Genomic DNA, 26,004 nt, shown 5'->3' on the forward strand with positions numbered 1-26,004 from the left:
TTTGAGTCGCAGGTCAGCTTAGCCGCAAGCGATCTCCGAGGAGGGTTTACGCGCTGTTCAACGTGTTTTTTCAGCAACAACCGTCGCAATTGGGTTCGAAAGAGCACGCCCGCGTGGCGCAATGGACACGCGCAGCAACCCGTCCTCCCGGCGTGTCGTGGTGTCCAAACCGGCCCGTGCGGCCGTGCGCACCAACGAGGTCTCCGACGGCAGGCACCACGCCACGAGCTCCTGGAACCCCGCGGCACGGGCGTCCGCCGCGAGCGCGCCGAGCAGTGCGGTGCCCACGCCCCGGCGCTGCCACGAGTCCTCGACCAGCAGCGACACCTCGGCGCTGGTCGGCGTGCCGGTGTGCAGGAGCTGGCCGAGCGCCACGACCTGGTCCGCGCACTGCGCGAGCATCGTGGTGCCGCGCGGCGGGTTCAGCAGCCGGTGCAGCCAGCGGCGCGGCACCGTGCGCATGCCGGAGTGGTAGCGGTTGAACAACGTCTTCATCGAGCACCGGGTGTGCAGGCCGGCGACGGCGTCCTCGTCGTCATTGGTGCCCGGCCGCAGAACCAGCGCCACGCCGTCATCGCTGAGCACTCCTCGCATCGCGGGCGCTGGTGCGTCGAGCAGGTCGAGCAACGCCTGGCCCCGCGCGAGTTCGACCTGGGTGAAGGGCGACCAGCCGCGCCGTGCCGCCAGGTCGCCGAGCTGGACCTGACCATCCGCGGCTTCGCCGTGCGTCACCGCGTCGGCCGACAGCACCTGGCGGAGGGCCTCGGCCGTGCGGGACGGGTCGGACAGCGCCATCCCGGCGGCGCGCAGGACAGCCGTCGGTTCGTCGACGAGGTCTCGCACGTCGGCACGGGTGATGCCCACGCACTTGCCGCCCTCGGTGCGGATGGCGTCGATGAGGTCGGCGGGCAGCACGCCCGGAGCGGCCTGCACCACGATCTCGTCGAGAACGCCGCCGGGCACCGGGATCACCTGCAACGCGAGGACGTTGCAGTCGGCGGAGGCGAGCCGGACCGTGACGCGGGCGAGCGCGCCGGGGCTGTCGCTGAGTTCGATGCGCATGCGCCAAGTCGTCGTGGTCATGCGTCCAGAGTTCCCGCGACCTGTTGCCTCGGTGCGAACTGCGGGTAAAACGATCCAGGTCACACAAGTGCCGCGACCGTCGGCCTTCGCCCCGGATTTCGCCGCTCAGACGGGCGGCCCGCTGAGTGGTGGAAGGCGGCGGTCACGGCACTAGGGTTCGCGCCATGAGGAGAACACTGGCCGTAGGCCTCACCCTGCTCACCGTCACCGCGCTGGCCACGCCCACCACCGCAGCACCAGCGACGAGGCCGAAGCAGGCCACGCTGACGAACTTCGCCTCACTCCCTGCCGAGACCTACCTGCCCGGCAGTGAGCCGAGCGGCGCCGCACTGGGGACGAGCCCGATCAACGGGATCACGCCGCCGTTCGCCGACCAGCCGATCCAGGGCTTCAGCGGCCTGGTCCGCAACAGCGACGGAACGTTCGACGTCATCTCGGACAACGGCTACGGCACCAAGGCCAACAGCGCGGACTGGCTGCTGCGCATCAACCGCATCGCGCCGAACTTCAAGACCGGCGAGGTCGACGTCGTCGGCGGCATCACGCTCACCGACCCGCACGGCCACATCCCGTTCCCGCTCACCAGGCCGGACCGCGTGATCACCGGCGCTGACATCGACATCGAGTCCGTCACCAGGACCGCGGACGGCACGTACTGGATGGGCGACGAGTTCGGCCCGTACCTGCTGCACTTCGACCGCGCCGGACGGCTGATGGCGCCGCCGGTGCCGTTGCCGGGCGTCCGCGCTCCCGAGAACCCCGCCGGCAACCCGAACATCGGTGGCAGCAAGGGGTTCGAGGGCATCACACTCTCCCCCGACGGCAAGACGATCAACGCGCTGCTGGAGGGCACGGTCGCCGGAGACGAGCCGGGCACGTTGCGGCTCAACGAGTTCGACATCGCGAGCAACGCCTTCACCGGCAAGACGTGGCGCTACCAGCTGGAGGCCACGAACTTCGCCATCGGTGACGCCATCGCGGTCGACCACAACCGGCTGCTGATCATCGAACGGGACAGCGCGCAGGGTGCCGACGCGATCGTCAAGCGCGTCTACCTCGCCGACAAGCGCGACCGCGACCACGACGGCAAGCTCGACAAGACGATGGTCGCCGACCTGCTGAACCTCGCCAACCCCAAGCACGTCGGCGGGCAGGCGGACCCGTTCAAGTTCCCGTTCGTCACCATCGAGGGCGTCACGATCCTCGACGACCGCACGCTCGCGGTGCTCAACGACAACAACTTCCCGTCGTCGTCGGGCCGCACGCCGGGCAAGCCGGACAACGACGAGTTCATCACCATCCGGCTCGCGGAGAACCTGCACGCCGATCCTCGCGTGCTGCGCCGCAGGTAGAACGAGAGAGCGCTCTCACCTGCGGCACAGAGGTGTCCGCAGGTGAGAGCGTCAGCCCCCTCGGGCCCGCCTTGCTGGTCTAGATGGTGTAACCGTGCGCGGGAAGGCCGTTCTGCCCGATGATCCGGGACAGCGTGACCGCGCTTTCCTTCACCGTGCGCCGCTGCGTCTCGTAGTCGACGTGCACGATGCCGAACCGCTGCGAGTACCCGGCCGCCCACTCGAAGTTGTCGAGCAGCGACCACGCGAGGTAGCCGCGGACGTCGGCGCCTTCCGAGATGGCCCTGTGCACCGCGCGGACGTGGTCCACCAGGTACTTCGTCCGCTCGACGTCGACCACGCGGCCCATCGGGTCCACGACGTCGGGGAACGCCGAGCCGTTCTCCGTGACGACCAGGGGGATCCCGTTGGTGTCGCGGGACAGCCGGAGGAGGAGCTCGGTGAACGCGTCGGCGTTCTGCTCCCACCCGAACCCGGTCAGCTCGCCCTGCGGGGGCGCGATGGCGGCGCCGCGCAGCCCCGCGTGCGGACCGAAGGGCACGTGATCGGGGTCGGCGGGCACGACCCGCGTCGGGCTGTAGTAGTTGACGCCGATCCAGTCGATCGGGGTCGCGATGGTCTCCATGTCACCGTCGCGCACCACGTTCGTCCAGTCGCCCAGCCACGTCGTGTCCTGCAGGACGTCGAGCGGATAGCCGCGGCCGCAGATCGGGTCGAGCAGGATGCGGTTCTGCAGCCCGTCGACCTTGCGGACCGCCTCCTCGTCGTCACCCCAGACGGTGCTGAAGTTCAGCACGATCGACAGCCGGTGCGACTCGGGTGCCTGCGCCCGCAACGCCTGCGTCGCGAGGCCGTGGGCCAGCAGCAGGTGGTGCGCCGCTTCCAGGGACGCCACGGCGTCGGTGATGCCCGGCGCGTGGATTCCGTTGCCGTAGCCGAGGAACGCCGACACCCACGGCTCGTTCAACGTCGTCCAGGCCTGCACCCGGTCGCCGAGCCGGTCGTGCACGATGGCGGCGTAATCGGCGAAGCGGTAGGCCGTGTCCCGGTTGCGCCAGCCGCCGAAGTCCTCCAGGACCTGCGGCAGGTCCCAGTGGTACAGCGTCACCAGCGGCTGGATGTCCTTCTCCAGCAACGAGTCCACGAGGCGGTCGTAGAACGCGAGACCGCGCTCCTCCACCGCGCCGCTGCCGGTCGGCTGGATCCTGGGCCACGCGACGGAGAACCGGTACGCGGCCAGTCCCAGCGACGCCATCAGGTCCACATCGGACTGGTAGCGGTTGTAGTGGTCGCAGGCCGGGTCACCGGTGTCGCCGGCCAGCACCTTGCCGGGCGTCGCCGCGAACGTGTCCCAGATCGAGGCACCACGACCGTCCACTGTGGTCGAGCCCTCGATCTGGAACGCCGCGGTCGCTGCTCCCCACAGGAAGTCCGGTGGAAAGGTCAGCACCTCCCGCCCGACCTTGACGTCCGAGTCGGTCGTCATTCACTCATCCCTTCACCGCGCCCTGCATGATTCCTCCAACAATCTGACGGGACAGCAGGACGAAGATCGCGATCACCGGCAGCACCGCGAGGGAGGCGCCGGCGAGCATCAACGAGTAGTCCGTGTAGTACCCGCTGGCCAGCGTCGACAGCGCGACCTGGACCGTCGGGCTGTCGTTGGGGTCCAGCACGATCAACGGCCAGAAGAAGTCGTTCCACGCCGTCATGAACGTGAACATGCCGAGCACCGCCGCCTGTGGCCGCACCGCGGGGAAACCGACGTGCCAGAACGTCCGCAGCACCGAGCAGCCGTCCACGCGAGCGGCCTCGATCAGCTCATACGGCACGGTTTCCTCGCACGCCTGGCGCATCCAGAACACGGCGAACGACCCGATCAGCGCCGGCACGATGACCGCCTGCAGCGTGCCGTACCAGTCGAGGTCGGACATCAGCATGTACAGCGGGATCACGCCGAGCTGCGTGGGCACCATCGCGGTGCCGAGCACGACGAGGAACAGCGAGTCACGCCCCTTGAACCGCAGCCGCGCGAACGCGAAGCCCGCGAGCGTGCCGAGCACGACGTTCGAGATCGCCACCGTCGCGGCCACGATGAACGAGTTCTGCATGGCGAGCCAGAAGTCGACCGTGTCGAAGACCCTGGCGATGTTCTCGAAGAGGTTCCCGCCGGGAACCAGCGGTGGCACCTTCTCGCCGAGGACGGAGTTGTCCTTCGACGCCACGATGAACGAGTAGTAGAGCGGGAACACCGAGGCCGCCAGCACGGCGACCAGGAACCCGTAGAGCAGCGGCCCTGCCTTGGCGTTCTTCATGCTCACCCCTTGCCCGCGATGCGCCGCGTCAGCGAGAAGTTGACGATCGCGACCAGCAGGACGACGAGGAACAGCATCCACGCGACGGTGGCGGCGTAGCCGGCGTCGAACAGCCGGAAACCCTTCTCGTACATGTAGAGCACCAGCGTCTGGAACTGCCGGTCGGAGCCACCGGTGGAGTTGTTCGCGGCGAACCCGGGGTCGAACAGCGCGGGCTCCGCGAACAGCTGCAGGCCACCGATCGTCGACGTCACCACGGTGAAGAGGATCGTCGGACGGATCGACGGCACGGTGATCGACCAGAACATCCGCCAGCGCGACGCACCGTCCAAAGTGGCCGACTCGTACATGTCCTTCGGCACCGACTGCATCGCCGCCAGGTAGAGCAGCGCGTTGTAGCCGGTCCAGCGCCACATGACCATTGTGGACACGGCGAGGTGCGACGCCCACGTGTCCGCGCGCCAGTCGACCGGGTCGATCCCGGCCAGGCCGAGCAGGAAGTTCACGATGCCGAAGTCGCGGCCGAAGAACTGCGCGAACACCAGCGCCACCGCGGCGACCGAGATGACGTTGGGCAGCAGCACACCCGCACGCCAGAACGCGCTTCCGCGCAGTCCCCTGTCGAGCAGCGCGGCCAGGCCGAGCGCGGCCAGCAGCTGCGGCACCGTCGACAGGACGAACAGGCTGATCGTGTTGAACAGCGCGTTCCAGAAGTTGGCGTCACCGAACAGGTGGACGTAGTTGTCGAGACCGACGAACCCCTGGTTGCCGTCGATCAGCTGCCAGTCGTGCAGCGACACCCACGCCGTGTACACCAGCGGGTAGAGCCCGAAGATCGCGAACACCACGAAGAACGGCGCGACGATCAGGTACGGCGTGTACTTCGCGTCCCAGCTGTTCAGCCTGAAGCGCTTCGACTCTCCAGAAGAAGGAACCGAGGCGGCCGGGGCCGCCTCGGTCCTCGTGCGGACCGCCGTCACTTGACGGCGTCCTGCGCTTCCTTCAGCGCCTGCGTCCACGCGTCCGCGGCGGACTGCTTGCCCTGCTCGACCCGCGTGAGCGCGGTGCCGAACACCGGCCCGACCTTGGAGTCCTTCGTGCCGCGGTAGGTCGGCTTCAGCGACTCGGCGGACGACGCGAAGATCTGCCCGACCGGTGCCTTGTTGAAGTACTCGTTCACGGTCGCCTGCACCTCGGCGTCCTGGTAGACCTTGGGCTGGCTGGGCAGGTTGCCGGTCTCCTTGAAAATCCGCTTCTGCTGCTCGGGCGCGGTCAGCCACTTGGCCAGCTCGTAGGCCTCCTTGGGGTGCTTGCTCTGCTTGGGAATCGCGAGGAACGAGCCACCCCAGTTGCCGCCACCACCGGGCGCCGTCGTCACGTCCCACTTCCCGGCCGCCGCGTCACCGGCACCCGCCTTGATCAGCGCGAGCGCCCAGGCCGGGCACGTGGTGGTGGCGAACGATCCCTGCTTCAGCGCGACGTTCCACTCCTGGCTGAACGGCTCCAGCGCACCGGTCTGCTTCTTGGTGCCCAGCGCCGCCGCCGTGTCGAACGCCGTCTTGACCTTGTCGTTCTTCTCCGCGATGTACGAGTCGTCCTTCGCGAAGTAGCCCTCCTCGGTCTGGTCGAGGATGGCCTTGTAGACGTTGCGGCCGGTGTCGACGAACTTCACGTTCGGCGTCTTGGCCGTGAACTCGTCGGCGACCTTCGCGTAGTCGGCCCACGTCGGCCAGAGCTTCGCGACCTCCTTGCGGTCGGTCGGCAGGCCGGCCGCCTCGAACAGGTCGCGCCGGTAGCAGAGCCCCAGGCTGCCCATGTCCGTGCCCAGCCCCAGCACGAACTCACCGCCGTCCGCGGTGCCCTGGTTCCACTTCCAGTCGGCCCACTGCGCCTTGAGGTCCTTCGCCCCGTACTCGGCGAGGTTCACGAACTTGTCCTTGGAAGCCCGGAACTGGCTCACCACACCCTCTTCGAGCGCGACGATGTCCGCCGCACCACGCCCACCCGCGAGCTGCGTCGCGAGCTGCGTGTTGTGCTGCTCCATCTTGACCTTGCGCTGCTCGATCTTGATGTTCGAGTGCGAGGCCATGTACTCCTCGATGAGCTTGTCGTAGCCGAAGTCGGAGAACAGGCCAAGCGACAGCTCGATCTTGCCATTGGCCTCGGAACTCCCGCCGCAGCCTGCGGCCAGAACCATCACGAGGGTCGCAGCGACGCTGCCGACCAGCCTTCTGCTCATCCGTCCTCCTCGACGGGCGGCGCCACGGGCGCAGCTGACTGTTGTGAGAGCGCTCTCACACTCAACCGGCGAGGCGCGGGTGTCAAGCGGTCGACATCGTTCCGTAACTTTGTGGAGGCTGGCAACAAACGCGCCCAAAGCCCGCGAGCATCTCATTCGGCCCGCGTGCCCCTCGGAGACACGAAAGAGGGACGACCGGGCCCTCGCTCCGGTCGTCCCTCATACCAGGTAGAGGGGTTTTCTGGCCGAAAGTGACGCGTGCTCTCGAAGTTTTTTCGGCAACTTTGGGTTGAGATGCTGTTGCGGTGGGTAGCGAGGCCGAACCGCTGGCAGAAAGCAGCGGAGGCCCGGCGCCCCGACAGCACCGGACCTCCACCGATCCCCCGGCCGTGCGGCCCCTGTTTCCGCACGCCCGAACCCGCCTGGTTCGGTCCCCGACTACCGGAGCCAGGCAGGGCGTTTTCTATGCCTCGGCCATCCCCGCGACCACGGAGTTGCGAGCCGCGCGACGGGCGGGCAGGGCTGCGGCGATGATCGCCGCGACCACGGCCAGCCCGAGCATGATCCCGATCTGGCCGAACGGGACGGAGAAGCTGATCTGGAACTCCGAGCTGGAGAGCGCCTCGACCAGCAGCCATCCGAACCCGGCGCCGAGGAGCACGCCGACCACCGCGCCGATCAGGGCCATCAGGATCGACTCGACCACCAGCATCTGCCGCAGCTGGCCTCGGGTGAGGCCGAGGGCGCGCAGCAGGGCCGACTCGCGGGTGCGTTCCAGGACCGAGAGCGTCAGCGTGTTCGCGATGCCGAACAGCGCGATGATCAGCGCCAGGCCGACGAGGGCCCAGATGAACAGCAGCACCTGGTCGATCTGCGAGTTCAGCTCCGCCTTGGTCTCGGCCGCGGAGTTCAGCACCGCGACCGGTGAGGTGGCGATGACGCGTTCCAGGTCGGCGCGGGCGGCCGTGATGTCGGTGCCCGGCGCGAGCTTGACCAGCAGCTTCTGGTAGCCCTTCGCCGGCTCCTTCAGGATCGACTGCGCCGACGCGAGCGTGACGATGCCGGTGCCGTAGCTGTTGTCCTTGATCAGCGCGACGACCTTGAAGTCCTTGCCGCTGATCGGGACGGTGGACCCGACGGTGAGGCCGGCTTCCTTGGCCTCCTTCTCCCGCATCGCGATCTCGTTGTCCTTGAGCCCGGTCAGCGTGCCGCTGGCGACCTCGGGGCGCACCAGGGAACCGATCGCGTCGGACGGGTAGCCGGTGACGTCGGCGTACTTGAGCTTGTCGGACTCGCCGTACGCGGTGAGCTCGGGAGCGATCTTGGCGACGCTCTTCACCTTGGCGAGCTCGTCGGCGAACTTCTGGGTCAGCGGCTGGCTGTAGACGTTCGAGCTGACCTCGTAGTCGGCCGGGAACCGCTTGTCGACCTGCTGGTTCATCGTCTCGCGGCCGCTGCCGGCCACGACCGTCACCATCGCCACGATGGTCACGCCGATCATCAACGCCGCCGTGGTGGCGGCCGTGCGCTTCGGGTTGCGGCCCGCGTTGGCCGAGGCCAGCTTGGCCGGGACGCCGCGCAGTGCCTTGCCGAACAGGCGGTTCACCAGCGGCACGTACAGCGGGCCGAGGAGCAGGACCGCGAGCAGCAGCACCATCGTGGCGCCACCGGTGATGAACAGCGCGGGCTCTTCCTTCTCCTGCTGGAGGCCGAAGTAGACACCGGCCGCGCCGATCAGGCCGATCACCAGGGCGACCGCGATGCGGACCTTGCCGGTGCGGGCGACGTCGTCGTGGCTGTCCGGCTGCGAGCGCAGGGCGGCCACCGGGGCGACCTTCGTGGCGCGGCGGGCAGGCAGCACGGCCGACAGCACGGTCACCAGCACGCCGACGGCGAAGCCCGCGACGACGGTCACCCACGTGATCGGCAGGCGGATCTGGACGTCGTCGCCGCTGGGGCCGCCGACCGTGCCCACCAGCGCCTGCAGGCCCGCGGAAACGCCGAGGCCGCCGAGGATTCCCAGCACGGACGCCGCGAGACCCATGAAGACCGCTTCGGCGAGCACGCTGCGGAACACCTGCCCGCGTTCCGCGCCGACGCAGCGCAGCAGGGCGAGTTCCTTCGTGCGCTGGGCGACGAGGATGGTGAACGTGTTGTAGATGACCATGCCGGCGACGACGAGCGAGATGGCCGCGAACGCGAGCAGAAACGACCTGATCTCGCCGGCGGCGTCACCCACCTGCTCCAGCGTCGCCTTGGTCAGCTGCTCGCCGGTCTGCACCTGGTAGCCGGAGCCGATGGCCTTGGTGATGTTGTCGACGAGCTGCTGCTGCGACACGCCGTCCTTGGCGACCGCGACGATCTCGTAGATCCGCTGGTCCGGGAGGACCGTGCGCACGCCTTCCGGCGACAGGATCACGTGGTCGCTGCCGGACATCGAGATGCTGCTCGCGCCCTGCTGGTAGGTGCCGACGATGGTGTAGGCGTGCTCGGCGTTGTCCTTGTCGAGCAGCTTGAGCTTGTCGCCGACCTTGAGCTTCGCGATCTGCGCGGTCTTGGCGTCGATCGCGGCCTCGTCGGCCTTGACCGGGAACTTGCCGTCCTTGAGGTTGAAGTCGCGCAGCTTCTCCACCGTCGGCAGCGGCTGGACCAGCGCGTTGCGGGCCTTGCCGTCAGCACCGAGCAGGGCCGCGCTGCCGAACTCCCGCGAGTCCGCACCGGCGACACCGCTGGTGGCGCGGACCTTCTGGAGCACGTCGGCGGGGATGCCGTTCTGCATCTGGTCCGAGGTGCTGTTGTCCGCGAGGTGCACCGCCGCGTCGACGTTGCGGGCGCTGCGGGCGAAGTTGTCCCTGGTCTGGGCCTCGACGGCGTCGCCGAGCACGAGCGTGCCCGTCACGAACGCGACGCCGAGCGCGATGGCGATGCTGGACAGCACCAGCCGCGCCGTGCGGGCGCGCAGGCCCGCGAGGATGGTCTTCAGCATCTACCTCACGCCCCCAGGTGCGTGAGGGCGTTGACGACGGACTCGGTGGTGGGCTGGTGGATCTCGCCCGCGAGCCGGCCGTCGGCGAGCAGCACCACGCGGTCCGCGTAGCTCGCGGCCACCGGGTCGTGCGTCACCATGATCACGGTCTGGCCCAGCTTGCGGACCGACATGCGCAGGAAGTCGAGGACCTCGGCACCGCTGCGGGAGTCCAGGTTGCCGGTCGGCTCGTCGGCGAAGATGACCTCGGGACGGGCGACGAGCGCACGGGCACACGCCACGCGCTGCTGCTGGCCACCGGACAGCTCGGTCGGACGGTGGGTCAGGCGGTCGCGCAGGCCGAGGACGTTGACGATGGTGTCGAACCACTGCTTGTCGGGCTTGCGGCCGGCGAGCTCGAGGCCCAGCAGGATGTTCTGCTCGGCGGTCAGCGTCGGCAGCAGGTTGAAGGCCTGGAACACGAAGCCGACGCGGTCGCGGCGCAGCTTGGTCAGGTCCTTGTCGTTCAGCTTGGTGATCTCGGTCTGTCCGATGTGGATCGCGCCGCTGTCCACCGTGTCCAGTCCCGCGAGGCAGTGCATCAGCGTGGACTTGCCGGAGCCGGACGGGCCCATGATCGCGGTGAACTTCCCCGCCTGGAACGCGACGTTGATGCCGTCGAGCGCCCGCACCGCGGTGTCACCCTTGCCGTAGACCTTCACCAGGTTGTGGGCCGCCGCAGCGGTAGTGCCGACTGCGCCAACATCGGACACCAGTGCAGACATGTCTCGTGCCTTCCTCACAGGGGATGTTCCTTGACGAGGAAGAAGCTATGAGTCAGCTGAGTACGCGGACATCAACTCCGCGACGCGTTGCGCATCAGCCTGAGGTATGACAACCGGCGCTATTCCAGCAGACCCCGGTCGTACGCGATCGCCACCGCCTCCGCCCGCCGCGACGCCCCCAGCTTGGCCATGATCCGGGAAAGGTGCACGGAAACGGTCTTCTCGCTGATGTACAGCTCCTCGCCGACCTCGCGGTTCGTCCGGCCGGACGCGACCAGCGCGAGCACCGCCCGTTCACGAGGGGTGAAGAGATCGAGGTGTTCCCGCGCTGGTTCGTCAGCCCTGAGGGTGATGCGGGCCCGCTTGGCGCACGACGCCACGGCTTCCTGCAGCGGCACGGCCTTGAGCCTGGTCGCCACCTCGTCGGCCAGCCGCAGCTGCTCGGCGGCCTCCTCGCGGTGGTTCTCCCTGGACTCTGCGCCCAGCAACGCCTCCGCGAGCCGCCACCGGCACAGCGCCTGCTCGAAGACGAGGCCGTAGGCGAACCCGTCGACCGCCTGCTGCCACAGCTCCGGGTCGCCGGGGCCCTGCAGCCGGGACTCCTCGGCGTTGGACCGGGCCAGCCAGGCACGCCCTTCCGGACCGAGGGTGCCGGTGCGGGGCTTGCCGTGCACCGCCGTCAGCCGCACGTGCTCGGCGAGCTTGTGACCTGCTTCGACGGCGTTCTTCTCGGCCTCGGTGTCGCGCTTGCGCCGTGCCTTCGCGGCGAGGTCCGCGTACGCCGCGATGCCGATCGCGCCGATCCGGATGTCCGCGAGCATCCAGGGACCGCCGAGCTTGCGGGTCCACTCCATCGCGTCCGTGATCCGTTCGACGGCGAGCTCCGGCCTGCCGCGCCACAACGCGACCTCCGCGCCCGTGCCACCGGTGATCAGCGCGATCTGGATGTCGCGGTGCCAGTCGCTGCGCAGCTTGGTGATCTGCCGCTCGGTCTCGGCCAGCTCGCCGCGGCCGACCGTGAGGTGCGTCCTCGCCGCCGCGAGCCTGGCCAGCACCGTCGACGACACGGACATGCCGGGCGGCTCGCTGGCCCACGCCGCGTAGTCCCAGTCGCCGATGTAGTAGTGCACCAGCAACTGGAGGATGCGGATCTCCAGCCCGAACGAGCTCCACGTCAGGCCGGTCTCCTTGGCCCGGTTGCCCGCCTCGTTGAAGACGCGGGCCGCCTCGGCCAGTTCGCCCTGGTCGTAGTGCATCAGGCCGTAGTAGTACCAAGCCCTCAGCTCGTTGTTGAACGCGCCGACCTCGCGCGCGCTCTTGATCGCGCGCTCGAAGCTCACCTTGGCCTCGGCGTGCCGCATCGCGTGGTCGTCGAGGATCGCGAGCGTGCCGAGCGCGTCCGCGACGGCACCCGGAGCGTTCGCCGTCTGGCCGTCCGCGATCGCCTGCTCGGCGGCCTCGCGCGCGGCGTCGTCCTTGCGTTGCTGGCGCAGCGCGGAAGCCTTGCCCGCCAGCACACGAGCGCGGGTGGGGCTGGGTTCGCGGTCGTAGACGAGGTCGAGCGCCTTCGCCAGGACGAGGAAGTGCTCCTCCTCGTTGCCGTCCAGGATCGACAACGCCTGCGCGAGCCGCAGCCACACCTCGGCTGCCTCCTCCGGCGTCTGCTCCGCGGTGAGCGCCTTGGTGGCGCTGCGGGCGAACGCCACGGCCCGTTCCGGCTGCCCTGCCGTGCCGGCGACCCAGGAGGCCCGCCTCAGCAGCACGGATTCGTCCACATCGGACGGACGGTCGCCCGCGGGGACCGCGTTCCACAGGTTGAGCGCCTTTTCCAGGTACCGCAACGACTCGGCGGGAGCACCGGCGCGTTCGGCCTCCCTGGACGCCTTGATCGAGGCCTTCAGCGCCAGCGGCAGGTCGTGACTCTCGAACGCGTGGTGCGCGAGAGCCGCCGCGGCACCGCGTTCCTCCAGGTGCTCTGCGAGGTAGCGGGCGTACGCGGCGTGCAGCCGGACCCGTTCGCCCGGCAGGAGGTCGCCGTAGACGGCTTCCCTGAGCAGAGCGTGCCGGAACGTGTAGACCTCGTTGTCGTCCACCACCAGCAGGTGGTGCTGGACGAGCTCGCGCAACGCGGTGTCGAGGTCGACGTCGGACAGGCCGGCGACCTCGCGGAGCCGGTCGTGCCGGACCCGGCGGCCGCGCACCGAGGCGACCCGCACCACGTGCTGCGCCTGCGGGCTCAGCCGTTCGACGCGGCTGAGCAGGACGTCGGCCAGGGCGGACGGCAGCGACGACCTGTCGTCGCAGGTGGCCACCGCGATGAGTTCCTCGGCGAAGAACGCGTTGCCCTCCGACCGTTGCGCGACCTCCGCGACGACGTCCTCCGGCAGGTCGTCGGACAGGGCCTCGACGAACCTGCGGGCGTCCGCCGCGTTGAACGGCGAGAGGTCGAGACGTTCCACCGCGGGCAGCCGGACCAGCTCGGACAGCAAGGGCCGCAACGGATGGCTGCGGTGCAGGTCGTCCGCCCGGTACGTGCCGACGACGAGCAGGCGCTGGGAACGCAGGCGGGACAACAGGAACGACAGCAGGTACCGCGTCGAGGCGTCCGCCCAGTGCAGGTCCTCGACGACGAGCAGCACGCGCTGACGTTCGGAGAGATCGGTGAGCAGGCCCAGCACGGCGTCGAACAGCTGGAGCTGGCCGACGTCCTGCTCGGGCCGGCGGCCGGGGATGAGGCTGGGCGCGATCATGCCCTCGGTGCCGGGCTCGCGTTCGGCGGGAAGTGCCAGCTGGGGCAGCAACATCGCGAGCGCCGGGCGGTTCGGGATGTCGTTGAGACCGCTGAGCGCCTCCGCGAACGGCAGGTACGGCAGGCCGGTCTCGCCGGCGTCCAGGCACCGTCCCATCAGGACGAGCGTGTCCTCGGCGCTGGCGGCGAGCTCGTCCACCAGCCGCGTCTTGCCGACGCCCGCGTCACCGGCGAGCAGCACCGCCCCCGCGACACCGTCACCTGCCTGCGCCAACATGGCGCGCAACCGGTCCAGCTCGCGGTCGCGCGCGACCAACGGGATTCCGGAACCGAGACGCGCCACGAGTGGCATGCTCGCACATGTCATGTCTCGTTGCCGCTGGGTTTCGTACTCGTGTGGTGGATCACGCGCCGCAGCCACGACGGCGTCCGGCCCTGTGACCGCTGCCAGTTGCAACGGGCGTTGCCGCGCCGGTACTCGATCTCCGCCTTGATCGCCTCAGGCGTCCATTCCGTCATGACGACCAGAGTGGTCCTGAGGCCTCACCTCAGGCATCGGACGATCACGCAGTCCCTCGGCCGCGAACCCCTTACCCCACCGAGACGGCACGGGCCCTGGCCAGCCGGGCCCTCACCCCGTCCGCCTCGGAGGCACCCAGCTCGGTGAACAACGCGAGCGCCCGCTGCCAGTGCGCCGCCGCTCCGGCCGCACCGAGCCGGTCGAACACCGCCGCCAGCCGGTCGTGCGCCAGCGCCTGGTGGTACGGCGACACCGCGTCGCAGGCCACCGCCAGCGCCGTGCGGGCCGACGACAACGCGCCCTCGGTGTCACCGGTCTCCAGCAACGCCGTGGAGATGTCGACGTGGCAGGCCGCCTCACCGCACTGCTCGCCGACCTCGTGGTACATCCGCAGCGCGACCCTCAGCCAGGGCATCGCGTCGTCGAACCGCTGCGTCGCGAGGTACAGCAGCCCGAGGTGGTGGTGGGCGTTGGCCTCCGCCCACTTCGACCCGGCGATCCGCGAGATCTCCATGGCCTCGCGGTAGTGCGCCTCCGCCTCGGCAGTCCTGCCCATGTCCTGCAGGGTGTCGGCCACCGTCGTCAGCGCGCGGGCCTGCTGGTGCACGTCTCCCTTGCGGCGAGCCACCTCCAGCGCTCCGCGATGGGCGTGCAGGGCTTCCTCGTAGCGTTCCAGCTGCAGCAGGGCCACGCCCAGGTTGAACTGCATGACGAACCGGGCGTCGTCGTCGTTCAGCGCGATCGCGGCCTGCAGTGCGGCTTCCGTGATGCGCAACGAGGTCTCGCGCTCGGTTCGCAGCCACAGGTAGCGCGACAACGTGTACGGCAGCTGCCAGGCGTGGACGTGCCAGCCCGTGGCGGCGGCGTGTTCCGTCGCGGCGATCAGGTTGGCGCGCTCGGTGTCGAACCACGCCATCGCGTCCGCCGCACCCGACAGCGCGGGCACGTGGACCGGGCGGTGTTCCGGTGCCACGAGGACGCTGCCGCGGTTGATCGGGAGCATGCCGTCGGCCAGGTCGGCGCAGTGCAGGTAGTAGTCGAGCATGCGGCCGGTGGCGGCACGGCGTTCCGGTTCGGAGAGCTCGCCCGCCAGCGTCTTGGTGTAGACGCGGACCAGGTCGTGGGCCACGTGACGGCCCGGTTCGCTGACGGACAGCAGGTTCGCGGCGGTCAGCGTGTCCAGGGCCCGCTGGGCCTCCGCCAGCCCGACGTCGCCCATCGCCGCGACCACGTGGGTGCTCAGGTCCGCGCCGGGGTGCAGGCCGATGATCGCCAGCAACCGGGACTCCACCGGCGGCAGCGCACGCCGTGACGCGTCCAGGGCGGCCCGCACGGTGCCCTCACCGTCCTCCAGGCCGAGTGCTGCCAGCCGGCCGTGCTCGTCCTGCAGTTCCTCGACCAGTTCGGCCACGCGCAAACGCGGGGACACGGCGAGCCGTGCGGCGGCGATGCGCAACGCGAGCGGCAGCCCGTCGCACAGCTCGGCCAGCTCGCGCAGTGCGTGCGTCTCGATGTCCGGACGGCCGGCGATGCGGCCCAGCACGTCCACGGCGGCGTCCTGGTCGAGCATGTCCAGCTCGATCAGCTTGGCCTCCACCTGGGCGACCAGACCGACCAGACGGCGGCGGGACGTCACCACGACGCACGACGGCGCGCCGGGCAGCAGCGGCAGGAGGTCGGCGGAGCTGCGGACGTTGTCGAGCATCACGAGCATGCGGCGGTCGGCGAGCAACGTCCGCAGCAGCGCGGAGCGTTCGTCGACCGAGACGGGGGTGTCGCTCGCCGGAACGCCCAGCGCGCGCAGGAACCGGTTGAGCACCTCGCCGATCTCCAGCGGCTCGCGGTTCGGGTCGTAGCCGTGCACGTCGACGTAGAGCTGGCCGTCGGGGAACTCCTCGCGCACGCGGTGCGACCAGTGCAGCGCGAGCGCCGTTTTGCCCACGCCCGCCGGGCCGGTCACCAGCAGCACCGGGCCGTCGTGAGCACGCAGCAGCGCGTCCATGTGCGCCAGCTCGGCGTCCCTGCCGATCAGCGCGACGGGAGCGCGCGGGAGCTGCGCGGGGATCGTCACGGGAGCGGGTTCCGGTGCGGCGGGCTGCGGAGGTACGCGCACGGGCGCGCGTTCCGGCTCGGGGCTTTCACCCGCCAGCACGGCCTGGTGCACGCGGCGCAGTTCCGGCCCCGGCTCGACGCCCAGCTCCTCGATCAGCACGCGACGGGCCTCGCGGTAGGCGGCCAGCGCCTCCGCCTGGCGGCCGGCCTGGACCAACGCGCGCATCAGCAGCCCGTAGCCGCGTTCCCGCAACGGGTGGTCGACGACCATCGAGCTCAGCTGGGAGACCAGCTCAGGGCCCTGCCCGATCGCGAGCCCCAGCTCGGCGCGTTCCTCCAGCACCGCCAGCCGGCGTTCCACGAGACGGCCGCGTTCGACGTCGGCGAAAAGACCGGAGACACCGCCGAGGGGCTCGGCGCGGAACAACGCCAGTGCGTCGTCCAGTTCGACCGCCGCTCCAGCGAGATCGCCGGCCGCGCGCATGCGGTTCGCGAGCAGGACCTGACGTTCGAACACGTCGAGGTCCAGCGCGCCGGGCTCGACGCGCAACAGGTAGCCGTCGCCGACCGACGTCAGCAGCTCGGCGGGAGCCCGGCGAGCACGGGTCGGTTCGAGCGCGCGCCGCAGGCCGGCCACGTAGGTCTGGACCAAATTCACCGCACTCGAGGGCACGTTGTCGCCCCAGACGGCCTCGATGATCTGTCCGCGGCTGACCGGCGTGTTGCGCGCCAACAGCAGCACCGCGAGGACGGCGCGCTGCTTCGCCGCACCGAGATCAACCTCCTGACCTGCGCGAACGACTCGGAGTAGGCCGAGAACCTCGAACCGCAGGGGCTCCTCGCCGTGCGTCACCGACCTGTCCTTCGCCTGGTGGTCACCTGGAGCTTGAAGATCACTTCAGTCGGGCTCCAGTCGTGCTGTAGAAGGCATTCTTACGCTTAGCGTGTCCAACCAACCACAGACGGCGAGATCAACGGAAACCGGAGATCGAGTAGTCGGAGCAGGTTGGACCGGACAGCGGAACACCCGCTGCTCCCCATGATCGACGTGGGTCGGCCGGCGTGCAAGGGGCATCCAGCCCGCGGCGGCGGAACGCCGGTCGGCCCACGTCCCCTTACCAAAGCGCAGGGCCCCGGCTGACACACCCAGCCGGGGCCCTGCGAGTTTCGGTGATCAGCTGACGAAAGAGCCGGTCTTCGCGGCGGCGAGGAAGGTCTCCCATCCCGCGTCGCCGAACCTCAACCGCGCCCCGTCCGCGTTCTTGCTGTCACGCACGGCCGCGCCGGACGAGACGAGCGCGATCTCCACGCACTCGGGTCCACCGGCGGACGAACGGCTGCTCTTGCGCCAACGCAAGCTTTCCACTGTCTGTTCACTCCCGGTCGCAGTCACGCGAGAGTGCGAGCGATCTCAGTGATCAGGGTTGCCGATTCCCTCGGATTCAGGGCGGAGTTCACCAGACGCTCGAACATCTCGGCGTACCAATGGACGTCTGACTGTTGCTCCAGATAGACGCCGCTCCTAGTGCTTTCGATGTACACCACGTCGGGGTCGAGCTGCTCAGGGAAGCTCAGGATGACGAACGGGCCGTCCATCGCAGCATGACCACCGGCGCTGAACGGCACGACCTGCATCGTGACGTTCGGCAGTGCACCGACCTCGAGGAGACGCGCCATCTGGGCGCGCATCACCCCGGTGCCGCCGACGAGCCTGCGCAGGGCCGCCTCGTCGATCACGACGTGCAGGCGCAACGGGTCGTCTTCGCTCAGCAAGGCCTGCCGCGCCTTGCGCAACCGGACTCGCCGGTCGATCTCCGCGGTGCTCGAGTCGGGCAGCACCTGGGAGATCAACGCCCTCGTGTACGCCTCGCACTGCAGCAGGCCGGGGATCATCAGCCCCTGGTAGGTCCTGATCGAGTCGGCGTCGGCCTCGTACCCCACGTAACGACCGGGCACGATGTCACCGAACTCGTCCCACCACGCCTTGCGGCGGGCCTCCCTGGCCAGCTGGACCAGTTCGTCGAGGGTGGCGCGGTCCGCACCGTAGGCGGTGAGCATGTCCCGCACGTCGCGCGGGCTCACCCCCACCCGTCCCGTCTCGATGCGGCTGATCTTGGAGGCCGAGCACTCCAGCCGCTCGCCCACCTCCTCGATCGTCAGCTCGGCCGCTTCGCGCAGTCGCCTGAGCTCGCTCACGAGCCGTCGCTTGCGCAGGGTCGGGCTGCTACCCCGTGGCATCCACACCTCCTGGTCGCATCTCAGTTTGAGAGCAAAGGAGGCGGTCGCAAAGGGACGTCATCCATTCGTGTACTGCAACTTGCAGATCTCATATGGACCAGGACAGTCTGCATGGGTTGCTTACGCACGGACTGGAGCTCTGAGCCTGATGGCCGTCACGGTGTTCAGCCAACTGGACAAGTCGCTGCACTCACACCTGGCCACACTCACCGATCTCGCCCAGCACGGCGACGACCAGACCGCCCTCGTGCTCGCCAGGGTAGAGCTGCCGAGGGTGGTTGCGGTGGTCAAGGCGTTGCTGGACGAGCACCAGCCCGACGAGCACGGCCGGTGCGCGACCTGCAAGCGCGGCTGGTTCTCCCGCAGGCTGCCCGCACCGTGCCGTGCTTACCTCTCGGCGCAGCTGATCCTCACCGTGGTGGGCCAGGAGACTTCGCACGGCAAGCACCTGCGCTCGGTCGGCTGAATTCCGAAACTCGATAGTTCTTCAAGTTCCGTCCTGACCTGGGCCGGCTCCGCACCCCCGACCGGAGCCGGCCCGTCTTCTTCATCACCTCGCGTGACGTTACCGGGCAAGATCAACACGGTTGGCTGAAACATCTGCCACAGCAGCGATTCCGCCGTCATCATGGTGGCGACGCGGCCTGATCGAGACCCGATGCCTGTGCCGACACGGAGGTGTTCCCGTGCCGACCCCGCATGACCGCGCCGACGCGCTCGCCGCAGTTCGGCCGCGCCGCATGCTGCCCTTACGGCGCTCCTAGCGAACTCCCCTTCCCCCCTCGCTCTGTGCTGCGCGCACAGGGCCATGCCGCATTTCCAGGGCCGCATTTCCAGGGCCGCATTTCCCTGGGCCGCTGTTCCACGAAAGGAAAACGTTGCTGTGAACCATCTGCAGAAGTCCGACGCCGGCGATCACACCCCGCACGGTCCACCGGTGGTCCTCCGGCACGACCTGCCGGCGAGCTTCGTGCTGTTCCTGATCTCGATCCCGTTGTCGCTCGGGATCGCGCACGCCACCGGCGCGCCGTTGATGGCGGGCATCATCTCCGCCGTCGTCGGCGGTGTGGTGGTCGGCGCGCTCAGCGGAGCGCCGTTGCAGATCAGCGGGCCCGGCACCGGGCTCGTGGTGATCGTGGCCGGGCTGGTGGCGCAGTTCGGCTGGGCGGCCACGGCGGCGATCACGCTGGCCGCGGGGGTGCTGCAGGTCGCGCTGGGGCTCACCGGGATCAGCCGTCTGGTGATGTCGCTGTCTCCCGCCGTGGTGCACGGCATGCTCGCGGGCATCGGCATCTCGATCGCCGTCGGGCAGCTCGTGGTGGTGCTGGGCGGGACGGCGCTGTCGTCGGTGCCGGAGAACCTCGCGCTGCTGCCGGGCGAACTGGCCAGCTCGCAGGTCGGGTCGCTGATGACCGGTGCCGTCGCCATCGCGGCCTTGCTGCTGTGGCCACGGGTTCCGCGCGTGTCCCTGGTGCCCGCGCCGCTGGTCGCGGTCGGAGCGGCGACGCTGCTGGCGTCCGTGCTGAAGCTCGACGTCGCGCGCGTCGACCTGCCGGAGAGCCACGCGCTGGTGTTCCCGCAGATGCCGCAGGGCAGCGTCGGTGCGGTGGCCACGGCCATCGTCACCGTCGCACTGGTGGCGAGCATGGAGTCGTTGCTGTCGGCGGTCGCGACCGACCGGTTGCACGACGGGCCGCGAGCCAGGCTGGACAAGGAGCTCATCGCGCAGGGCACCGGCAACGTGGTCGCCGGGGCGCTGGGCGGGCTGCCGATCAGCGGCGGGCTCGCCCGCAGCTCCACGAACGTCGCGGCGGGCGCGAAGACCCGGTACAGCGCGATCCTGCAGGGCGTGTGGATCGCCGTGGCGGTGCTGGCGTTCCCCGCCGTGCTGGAGCTGATCCCGTTGGCCGCGCTGGCGGGCGTGCTGCTCGTCGTCGGCCTGAAGCTCGTGTCGGTGGACCGGATGCGGACGCTGTGGCGGCACCGGGAGTTCCTGGTGTACGCGGCGACCGTGCTCGGGGTCGTCCTCTTCGGACTGCTGGAGGGCGTGGTCGTCGGGCTCGCCATCGCGCTGCTGCGCGCGTTGTACCGGTTGACGCACTGCTCGGTGCGTGTCGAGGGAAACCGGGTGTGCGTGCGGGGATCGTTGGTGTTCCTCGGGGTCGGGCGGCTCGTGCGTGAGCTGCGGCGGCTCCCGCTGGGCCAGGACGTGGTGCTGGAGCTGCACATCGACTACCTGGACCACGCGTCGTACGAGGCGATCAACGACTGGCGCGAGGGTTACGAACGGCTCGGCGGGCACGTGCGCGTCGACGAGGTGCACGACACCTGGTACGACCGGGCGAACCAGGGCAAGCCGGGGCGGCGCAAGACGTTGCCGGGGCCGTTGCCCCGCTGGTTCGCGCCGTGGTCGCACTGGCAGGGCGAGCCGAGCTCGGTGACGCTTCCCGCACAACGGTCCTCGGCCGAGAGCGATCCGATGATCCTGGGAATGCACGAGTTCGAGCTGCGGTCGGCGCCGTTGGTGCGGCCGTTCCTGCACGAGCTGGCGCTGCGCGGGCAACAGCCGCAGCAGCTGTTCATCACCTGCGCGGACTCCCGCGTGGTGCCGAACCTGATCACCACGTCCGGTCCTGGCGACCTCTTCTGCGTGCGCAACATCGGCAACCTGGTGCCGATGGCCTCGGCGGAGGACAGGTCCGTCGGCGCGGCGATCGAGTTCGCGGTCGAGGTGCTGAACGTCGGCTCGATCGTCGTGTGTGGACACTCCGACTGCGGCGCGATGAAGGCGCTGGTGAAGGGCTCCGCCGCGCGCGGCACGCACCTGCACTCGTGGCTGCGCAACGCGGAACCGTCGCTGATCCGGTTCCACGCGCCCACGTCGCCCGCTTGCGCGGATCTGCCGGTGGCCGACCGGCTCGCCGTGGCGAACGTCGCGCAGCAACTGGACAACCTGCTCGGCTACCCGAGCGTGCGGGAGGCGATCGCGGCGGGCACGTTGACGTTGAAGGGCATGTACTTCGACATCTCGAACGCCCGCGTCTACCTGGTCGATCCCGACCGCAACGGCCTGGAGCCCGTTCCCTCCCCCGCCTGAAAACGATGAACGGCGCATTTGTTCACCTGAGGTGGACAAATGCGCCGTTCATCGCAAAGCAGTTCGGGACCTAGCAGGTACCGATCCACGAGCACTCGACGTCGTAGCGCTCCTTGGCGGGGACCTTCTTGCGGTCCTGTGCCGGAGCCTTGCGCTGCTGCGGCACCGACTCGACCTTCGGCGTGGCCATGGTGGTGGTCGCGCCGTCGGACGCCAGGCGGACGGCGATCTTGTCCTCGATCGTCTTGGGGCTGAACCACAGCACCAGGTTGTTCTGCACGATCGAGAACACCAGCTGCCGGCCGGTCTGCGTGGTGACGTAGCCGGTCAGCGCCGAGACACCGGACATCGACCCGGTCTTGGCCTGCACGTTGCCCTCGGCCTTGGTGCCCTTCATCCGGTTCACCAGGGTGCCGTCGCGACCGGCGACCGGCAGCGACGCCGACCAGGTGCCGAACCACGGCCTGGTCTTCCCCTTGATCAGCACGGACGTCAGGTCGTCCGGCGAGATCTCGTCCATCCTGGACATGCCGGAACCGTCGAAGATCTCGACCCAGTTCGGGTCGATGCCGAGCCCGGCCCACTTGCGGCTGAGCTGGTTGACGCCGTTGGTGAACGAGCCACCAGCCGACTTGACCAGCACCTCGGCCAGCATGTTGTTGCTGTTCTTGAGCAACGGGTTGATCAGCTGCCCGAGCGTCATCGACTCGTCGGACGCGAGAACCGCGGCACCCTGCGGCGCCGCGCCCCTGCGCACCCCGCCCTGGACCTGGATCCCGTTCTGCTCCAACGCCTTGCGGAACACCGACCCGACCAGGCCGGTCGGATCCTTGACGGTGGACAGCGCCGTCGTCTCGACCCAGGTCGAACCGCTGACCTTGATCACGTTCGTGCCGTGCTCGCGCTCGACGCTGATCCCGGCGTCACCGTTGGTGGTCGCCGTGTTCTGGATCTGCACCTGGTCGTTCGCCGGCTCGACGCTCACCTGGACCGGGTCACCGGTCGCGGCACCCGGCTTGACGCGCACGACCACCGTGCCGGCGCTGAACTTCGCGTCCGGCGACAGCGTCAGCGCCGACGTCTCCGCGCTGTACGAGTACGGCTCGTCGTCCCACGCCCAGCCCAGACCGTAGGGCTGGGAGTCGAACGCCGTGTCGTCGAGCACGAGCGCGCCGCTGATCGTCGTGACACCGCTGTTCTTCAACGTGGCCGCCAGCGCCTGGTAGCGCGAGGCGGACATCGTCGGGTCGCCGGTGCCGCGCAGAACCAGGTCACCGTTCAGGGTCGACCCGTTCCTGGCACCCGACGACTTCAGCTCGGTCTTCCACCGGTAGTCCGGTCCGAGCAGGTCGAGCGCCGCCGCCGTGGTGAGGACCTTCAGGTTCGAGCCCACCTGCGAGCGCCTGCCACCGGACCTGGTGTAGACGACCTCACCGGTGTTGGCGTCCCGCACCGTGACGCCGATGTCGGCGCCCTGAAGCCCGGGGTCGGCGAGGATGGCGTCGAGATCACGAGTCAGTGCCTCGTTGCCTGCCGCCACCGCGCCGCCGCCGCTGGACGTCAGGGTCACCCCTGCCGCCACAGCGACGACCGCCCCCAGTACACGAAATTTCACGCTTCCACCTCTGATCGATCGCCCGACCACAACGTGTGGAAGCTACCCGGACGATCAACGCGCCGGTACGTGTGGGCACCGAAGAAGTCCCGCTGTCCCTGGACGAGCGCGGCCGGCAGTCGTTCGCTGCGAAGGCCGTCGTAGTAGGCCAAAGCGGACACGAAGCCAGGAGTCGGCACACCGGATTCGACCGCACGGACCACAACCCTGCGCCAAGCGGCCTCCGCGTTCTGCACGGCGTCGCGGAAGTAGTTGTCCACCAACAGAGACGCGAGGTCCGGGTTCGCGTCGTAGGCCTCACGGATGCGGTTGAGGAACTGCGCGCGGATGATGCAGCCACCGCGCCAGATCGTCGCCATGGCACCGAGGTCGATGTTCCAGTCGTAGTTCTTCGAGGCCTCGCGGATCATGTCGAAGCCCTGCGCGTACGCGACGACCTTCGACGCGTAGAGCGCCTGGCGCACGTCGTCGACCAGGTCCGCGTCCGGCTTCGCGACGACCTCGCTCGCACCGAACGCGTCGCGCACGGCCTTGCGCTGGTCGGTGTGACCGCTCAGGCTGCGGGCGAACACGGCCTCGGCGATGCCGGTGACCGGCACGCCCAGCTCCAGCGCCTCCTGCACGGTCCAGCGGCCGGTGCCCTTCTGCTCGGCCGCGTCCTCGATGACCTGCACGAGCGGCGTGCCGTTCGCGTCGACGTGCTTGAGGACCTCTGCGGTGATCTCGACCAGGTACGACTCCAGGTCACCGGAGTTCCACTGCGTGAAGACCTCGGAGATCTCCGCGGGCGTCTGTCCGCCGACGCGGCTCAGCAGGTCGAACGCCTCGGCGATCAGCTGCATGTCGGCGTACTCGATGCCGTTGTGCACCATCTTCACGAAGTGCCCGGCACCGTCCGGCCCGACGTGCACGCAGCACGGCTGACCGTCCACCTTGGCCGCGATCTCCTCGAACACCGGACCGACGTGCTTGTAGGACTCGGCGGGGCCGCCCGGCATGATGCTGGGGCCGTTGAGCGCGCCCTCCTCGCCACCGGAGATGCCGGCGCCGACGAACAGCAGCCCCTTCTCCTTCAGGGCGGCCTCACGGCGGCGCGTGTCGGCGTAGTGGGCGTTGCCGCCGTCGATGACCATGTCGCCGGGTTCGAGGATTTCGCTCAGCTCGTCGATGACGGCGTCGGTCGGCCCACCCGCCTTGACCATGATGATGATCTGGCGCGGCGTCTGCAGGCTGTCCACGAGATCCTGCAGCGTCTCCGCGCCGACGAAGTCACCCTCGTGACCGTGCTCGTCGAGCAGGGCCTTCATCTTCGCGGGCGTCCGGTTGTGCACGGCGACTTTGAAGCCGTGGCGCGCCAGGTTGCGCGCGAGGTTGCTGCCCATGGTGGCGAGACCGGTGACCGCGATGCGTGCTTTGCCTTCCGTCATACGCGACAGCCTGCCGTGTTCTTTTTGTTTACGCGAGACGTCACAGGGTGTTCTCAGACTCCGTTTTGCCAGGTGAACCGCATCACGCCGCAATACGTATGGCTAGGCGTAAGTTGGCTTCATGACGGAATTCACGAGCGTGGGACGCTCGGCGACCGACCGTGCCTCCAGGTACGGCTCACAACTGGTGAAGCACTTCACGCACAAGGACTTGGAAGGGTCCTGGGAGGACGGACGCGGCTTCGTCCGCTTCTCGGCCGGGCTCGCGGAGTTCGAGGCGCAGGACGACGCGCTGGTGATGCGCGTGGTGTCCTCGTCGGAGGAGGACGTGGCGCGCCTGCGCGACGTCGTGGAACGGCACCTGGTCCGGTTCGGAACCAGGGACGAGCTGACCGTCACGTGGTCCTAGGCCGCGAGGACTGACGCGGCCATCCCGATGAGAGCGGTACCACAGACCCGCTCGAACGTCGCGCGGATCTTCGGCTTGTTCAGCAGGCCGGCCAGCTGACGGGCGAGCGGCACGACGATGACCCAGAACCCCGCGAACACCCCGACCGTGACCGCGCTGAGCAGCGCGGCCTGCGGGAGCGGCGCGGCGTTCGGGTCCATCGCCTGCGGGATGAGGCTCAGGAACGTGAGCATCACCTTGGGGTTCAACAGGTCGCAGAGCATGCCGCGCAGGAACACGTTGCCCTTCTGGACCTGGTCGCCGAGCGGCTGGTTCGCTGACCTGAAGGTCATGAACCCGAGGTAGGCCAGATACAGCGCACCGACGGCCTTGACGACGAACAGGGCGGTCGGCACCGCCACGACGAGCGCGCTCAGACCGACGGTCGCGAGCGTCGCGTGGACCAGCAGCCCGGTGATCACCCCGAGCGCCGCCTCCACACCGCGGCGCAGGCTGCGCACCGCGTTCCCCATGATCAGAACGAAGTCGGGACCAGGCACGATCGTGATCACCACGAGCGCGAGCAAGAACGACGTCCACGCGATGTGCATGCGCCCGATCGTTGTGCTTTGTTCTGCCGCGTTCCACCTGGTCAGTACGATGTTCGCTTATGCGCGAACAAGCCGAACTGGATTCGGTCGACTGGCACATCCTGGAGGAGTTGCAGAACGACGCGACCCTGCCGAACCGCACCCTGGCGGAGATCGTCGGCCTGGCACCCTCGTCGTGCCTGCAGCGGGTGCGGCGGCTGCGCGAACTCGGCGTGATCACCGGGTGCCACGCCGTCGTCGACCCGGCCACCACAGGCCTGCCGCTGGAGGCCGTGGTGTCGGTGAACGTCCGGCCGCACACCCGGCCCGTGGTGGCGGCGTTCCGCGCGTTCGTGATGGCTCAGCCGGAGACGCGCTCGATCTTCCACGTGTCCGGCCAGGCGGACTTCCTGATCCACATCGCGGTCGCGGACTCCACGCACCTGCAGGCGTTCCTGATGGACAAGATCGCGTCGCGGACCGAGGTGCGGAACCTGACGAGCTCGGTGGTGCTGGAGCGGGTGGAGACGCGGGCGTTGACGCCGCCGGCGAACCTGCGGCCGACGCACCGGCGCCGCAAGGCCTGAGC

General features: G+C 69.1%; 20 protein-coding genes. 5 read left to right on the plus strand and 15 right to left on the minus strand.

Features of this window, described 5'->3' with window-relative positions:
• Positions 1-57: 57 nt before the first annotated feature.
• Positions 58-1,083, minus strand: a complete 1,026-nt coding sequence (locus IEZ09_RS14890) for a GNAT family N-acetyltransferase (protein WP_189254261.1) — start codon at positions 1,081-1,083, stop codon at positions 58-60.
• A 164-nt stretch (positions 1,084-1,247) separates the two neighbouring features.
• Here IEZ09_RS14890 and IEZ09_RS14895 point away from each other — a divergent pair, with 164 nt between their 5' ends.
• Positions 1,248-2,435 carry an esterase-like activity of phytase family protein gene (locus tag IEZ09_RS14895; protein ID WP_189254262.1) on the plus strand — a complete coding sequence of 396 codons (1,188 nt, stop codon included), beginning with the start codon at positions 1,248-1,250 and terminating at the stop codon, positions 2,433-2,435.
• Between the two features lie 79 nt (positions 2,436-2,514).
• Here the strand turns inward: IEZ09_RS14895 and IEZ09_RS14900 are convergent, their stop codons facing one another.
• The 11 genes from IEZ09_RS14900 to IEZ09_RS14950 all read right to left on the minus strand — a co-directional run bounded on the left by IEZ09_RS14900 (position 2,515) and on the right by IEZ09_RS14950 (position 18,298).
• Positions 2,515-3,921, minus strand: coding sequence for a GH1 family beta-glucosidase (locus tag IEZ09_RS14900; RefSeq protein ID WP_229812567.1), 1,407 nt, complete (start codon positions 3,919-3,921; stop codon positions 2,515-2,517).
• A gap of 4 nt (positions 3,922-3,925) precedes the next feature.
• Positions 3,926-4,750, minus strand: coding sequence for a carbohydrate ABC transporter permease (locus IEZ09_RS14905; RefSeq protein WP_189254263.1), 825 nt, complete (start codon positions 4,748-4,750; stop codon positions 3,926-3,928).
• A gap of 2 nt (positions 4,751-4,752) precedes the next feature.
• Positions 4,753-5,652, minus strand: coding sequence for a carbohydrate ABC transporter permease (locus IEZ09_RS14910; RefSeq protein WP_229812579.1), 900 nt, complete (start codon positions 5,650-5,652; stop codon positions 4,753-4,755).
• Positions 5,653-5,726: 74 nt separating this feature from the next.
• A complete protein-coding gene (locus tag IEZ09_RS14915) occupies positions 5,727-6,989 on the minus strand; it encodes an ABC transporter substrate-binding protein (protein WP_189254265.1) in 1,263 nt (420 codons plus the stop codon).
• A 463-nt stretch (positions 6,990-7,452) separates the two neighbouring features.
• The gene (locus IEZ09_RS14920) at positions 7,453-9,975 is read right to left on the minus strand and encodes an ABC transporter permease (protein WP_189254266.1); all 2,523 of its coding nucleotides are present in this window, start codon (positions 9,973-9,975) and stop codon (positions 7,453-7,455) included.
• Positions 9,976-9,980: 5 nt separating this feature from the next.
• Positions 9,981-10,739, minus strand: a complete 759-nt coding sequence (locus tag IEZ09_RS14925; protein WP_189254267.1) for an ABC transporter ATP-binding protein — start codon at positions 10,737-10,739, stop codon at positions 9,981-9,983.
• A 119-nt stretch (positions 10,740-10,858) separates the two neighbouring features.
• Positions 10,859-13,840 (minus strand): helix-turn-helix transcriptional regulator, encoded by a 2,982-nt coding sequence (locus tag IEZ09_RS14930; RefSeq protein ID WP_189254268.1) that lies wholly within the window; start codon positions 13,838-13,840, stop codon positions 10,859-10,861.
• A gap of 11 nt (positions 13,841-13,851) precedes the next feature.
• Positions 13,852-14,007 (minus strand): hypothetical protein, encoded by a 156-nt coding sequence (locus IEZ09_RS14935; protein WP_189254269.1) that lies wholly within the window; start codon positions 14,005-14,007, stop codon positions 13,852-13,854.
• A gap of 71 nt (positions 14,008-14,078) precedes the next feature.
• The gene (locus IEZ09_RS14940) at positions 14,079-16,913 is read right to left on the minus strand and encodes an AfsR/SARP family transcriptional regulator (RefSeq protein ID WP_189254270.1); all 2,835 of its coding nucleotides are present in this window, start codon (positions 16,911-16,913) and stop codon (positions 14,079-14,081) included.
• 321 nt (positions 16,914-17,234) lie between these two features.
• A complete protein-coding gene (locus tag IEZ09_RS14945) occupies positions 17,235-17,417 on the minus strand; it encodes a DUF397 domain-containing protein (RefSeq protein ID WP_229812568.1) in 183 nt (60 codons plus the stop codon).
• A 32-nt stretch (positions 17,418-17,449) separates the two neighbouring features.
• Positions 17,450-18,298 (minus strand): helix-turn-helix domain-containing protein, encoded by an 849-nt coding sequence (locus IEZ09_RS14950; protein ID WP_189254271.1) that lies wholly within the window; start codon positions 18,296-18,298, stop codon positions 17,450-17,452.
• Positions 18,299-18,446: 148 nt separating this feature from the next.
• On the opposite strand from IEZ09_RS14950, the gene IEZ09_RS14955 reads away from it, so the two are divergent.
• Both IEZ09_RS14955 and IEZ09_RS14960 read left to right on the plus strand, forming a co-directional pair.
• Positions 18,447-18,764 (plus strand): hypothetical protein, encoded by a 318-nt coding sequence (locus IEZ09_RS14955; RefSeq protein WP_189254272.1) that lies wholly within the window; start codon positions 18,447-18,449, stop codon positions 18,762-18,764.
• Between the two features lie 417 nt (positions 18,765-19,181).
• Positions 19,182-21,395: a SulP family inorganic anion transporter gene (locus IEZ09_RS14960; protein WP_229812569.1), complete on the plus strand. Its 2,214-nt coding sequence runs from the start codon at positions 19,182-19,184 to the stop codon at positions 21,393-21,395.
• 70 nt (positions 21,396-21,465) lie between these two features.
• Here IEZ09_RS14960 and dacB read toward each other — a convergent pair whose 3' ends face one another.
• The gene (gene dacB, locus IEZ09_RS14965) at positions 21,466-23,010 is read right to left on the minus strand and encodes a D-alanyl-D-alanine carboxypeptidase/D-alanyl-D-alanine endopeptidase (RefSeq protein WP_189254274.1); all 1,545 of its coding nucleotides are present in this window, start codon (positions 23,008-23,010) and stop codon (positions 21,466-21,468) included.
• Complete coding sequence (gene gnd / locus IEZ09_RS14970; RefSeq protein ID WP_189254275.1) at positions 23,007-24,437, minus strand: NADP-dependent phosphogluconate dehydrogenase; 1,431 nt, start codon at positions 24,435-24,437, stop codon at positions 23,007-23,009. The genes dacB and gnd overlap by 4 nt, the downstream gene beginning before the upstream one ends.
• A 121-nt stretch (positions 24,438-24,558) precedes the next feature.
• On the opposite strand from gnd, the gene IEZ09_RS14975 reads away from it, so the two are divergent.
• The gene (locus IEZ09_RS14975; RefSeq protein WP_189254276.1) at positions 24,559-24,846 is read left to right on the plus strand and encodes a DUF2218 domain-containing protein; all 288 of its coding nucleotides are present in this window, start codon (positions 24,559-24,561) and stop codon (positions 24,844-24,846) included.
• Here the strand turns inward: IEZ09_RS14975 and IEZ09_RS14980 are convergent.
• On the minus strand, positions 24,843-25,436 hold the full coding sequence (locus IEZ09_RS14980) for a LysE family translocator (protein WP_189254277.1): 594 nt from the start codon (positions 25,434-25,436) through the stop codon (positions 24,843-24,845). The two genes, IEZ09_RS14975 and IEZ09_RS14980, sit on opposite strands and share 4 nt — an antisense overlap.
• A 59-nt stretch (positions 25,437-25,495) precedes the next feature.
• Here IEZ09_RS14980 and IEZ09_RS14985 point away from each other — a divergent pair, with 59 nt between their 5' ends.
• Positions 25,496-26,002, plus strand: a complete 507-nt coding sequence (locus IEZ09_RS14985) for an Lrp/AsnC family transcriptional regulator (protein ID WP_189254278.1) — start codon at positions 25,496-25,498, stop codon at positions 26,000-26,002.
• Positions 26,003-26,004 lie beyond the last annotated feature (2 nt).

Source organism: Lentzea flava, from assembly GCF_014648475.1.
In the GTDB taxonomy this organism is placed as follows: Bacteria; Actinomycetota; Actinomycetes; order Mycobacteriales; family Pseudonocardiaceae; genus Lentzea; species Lentzea flava.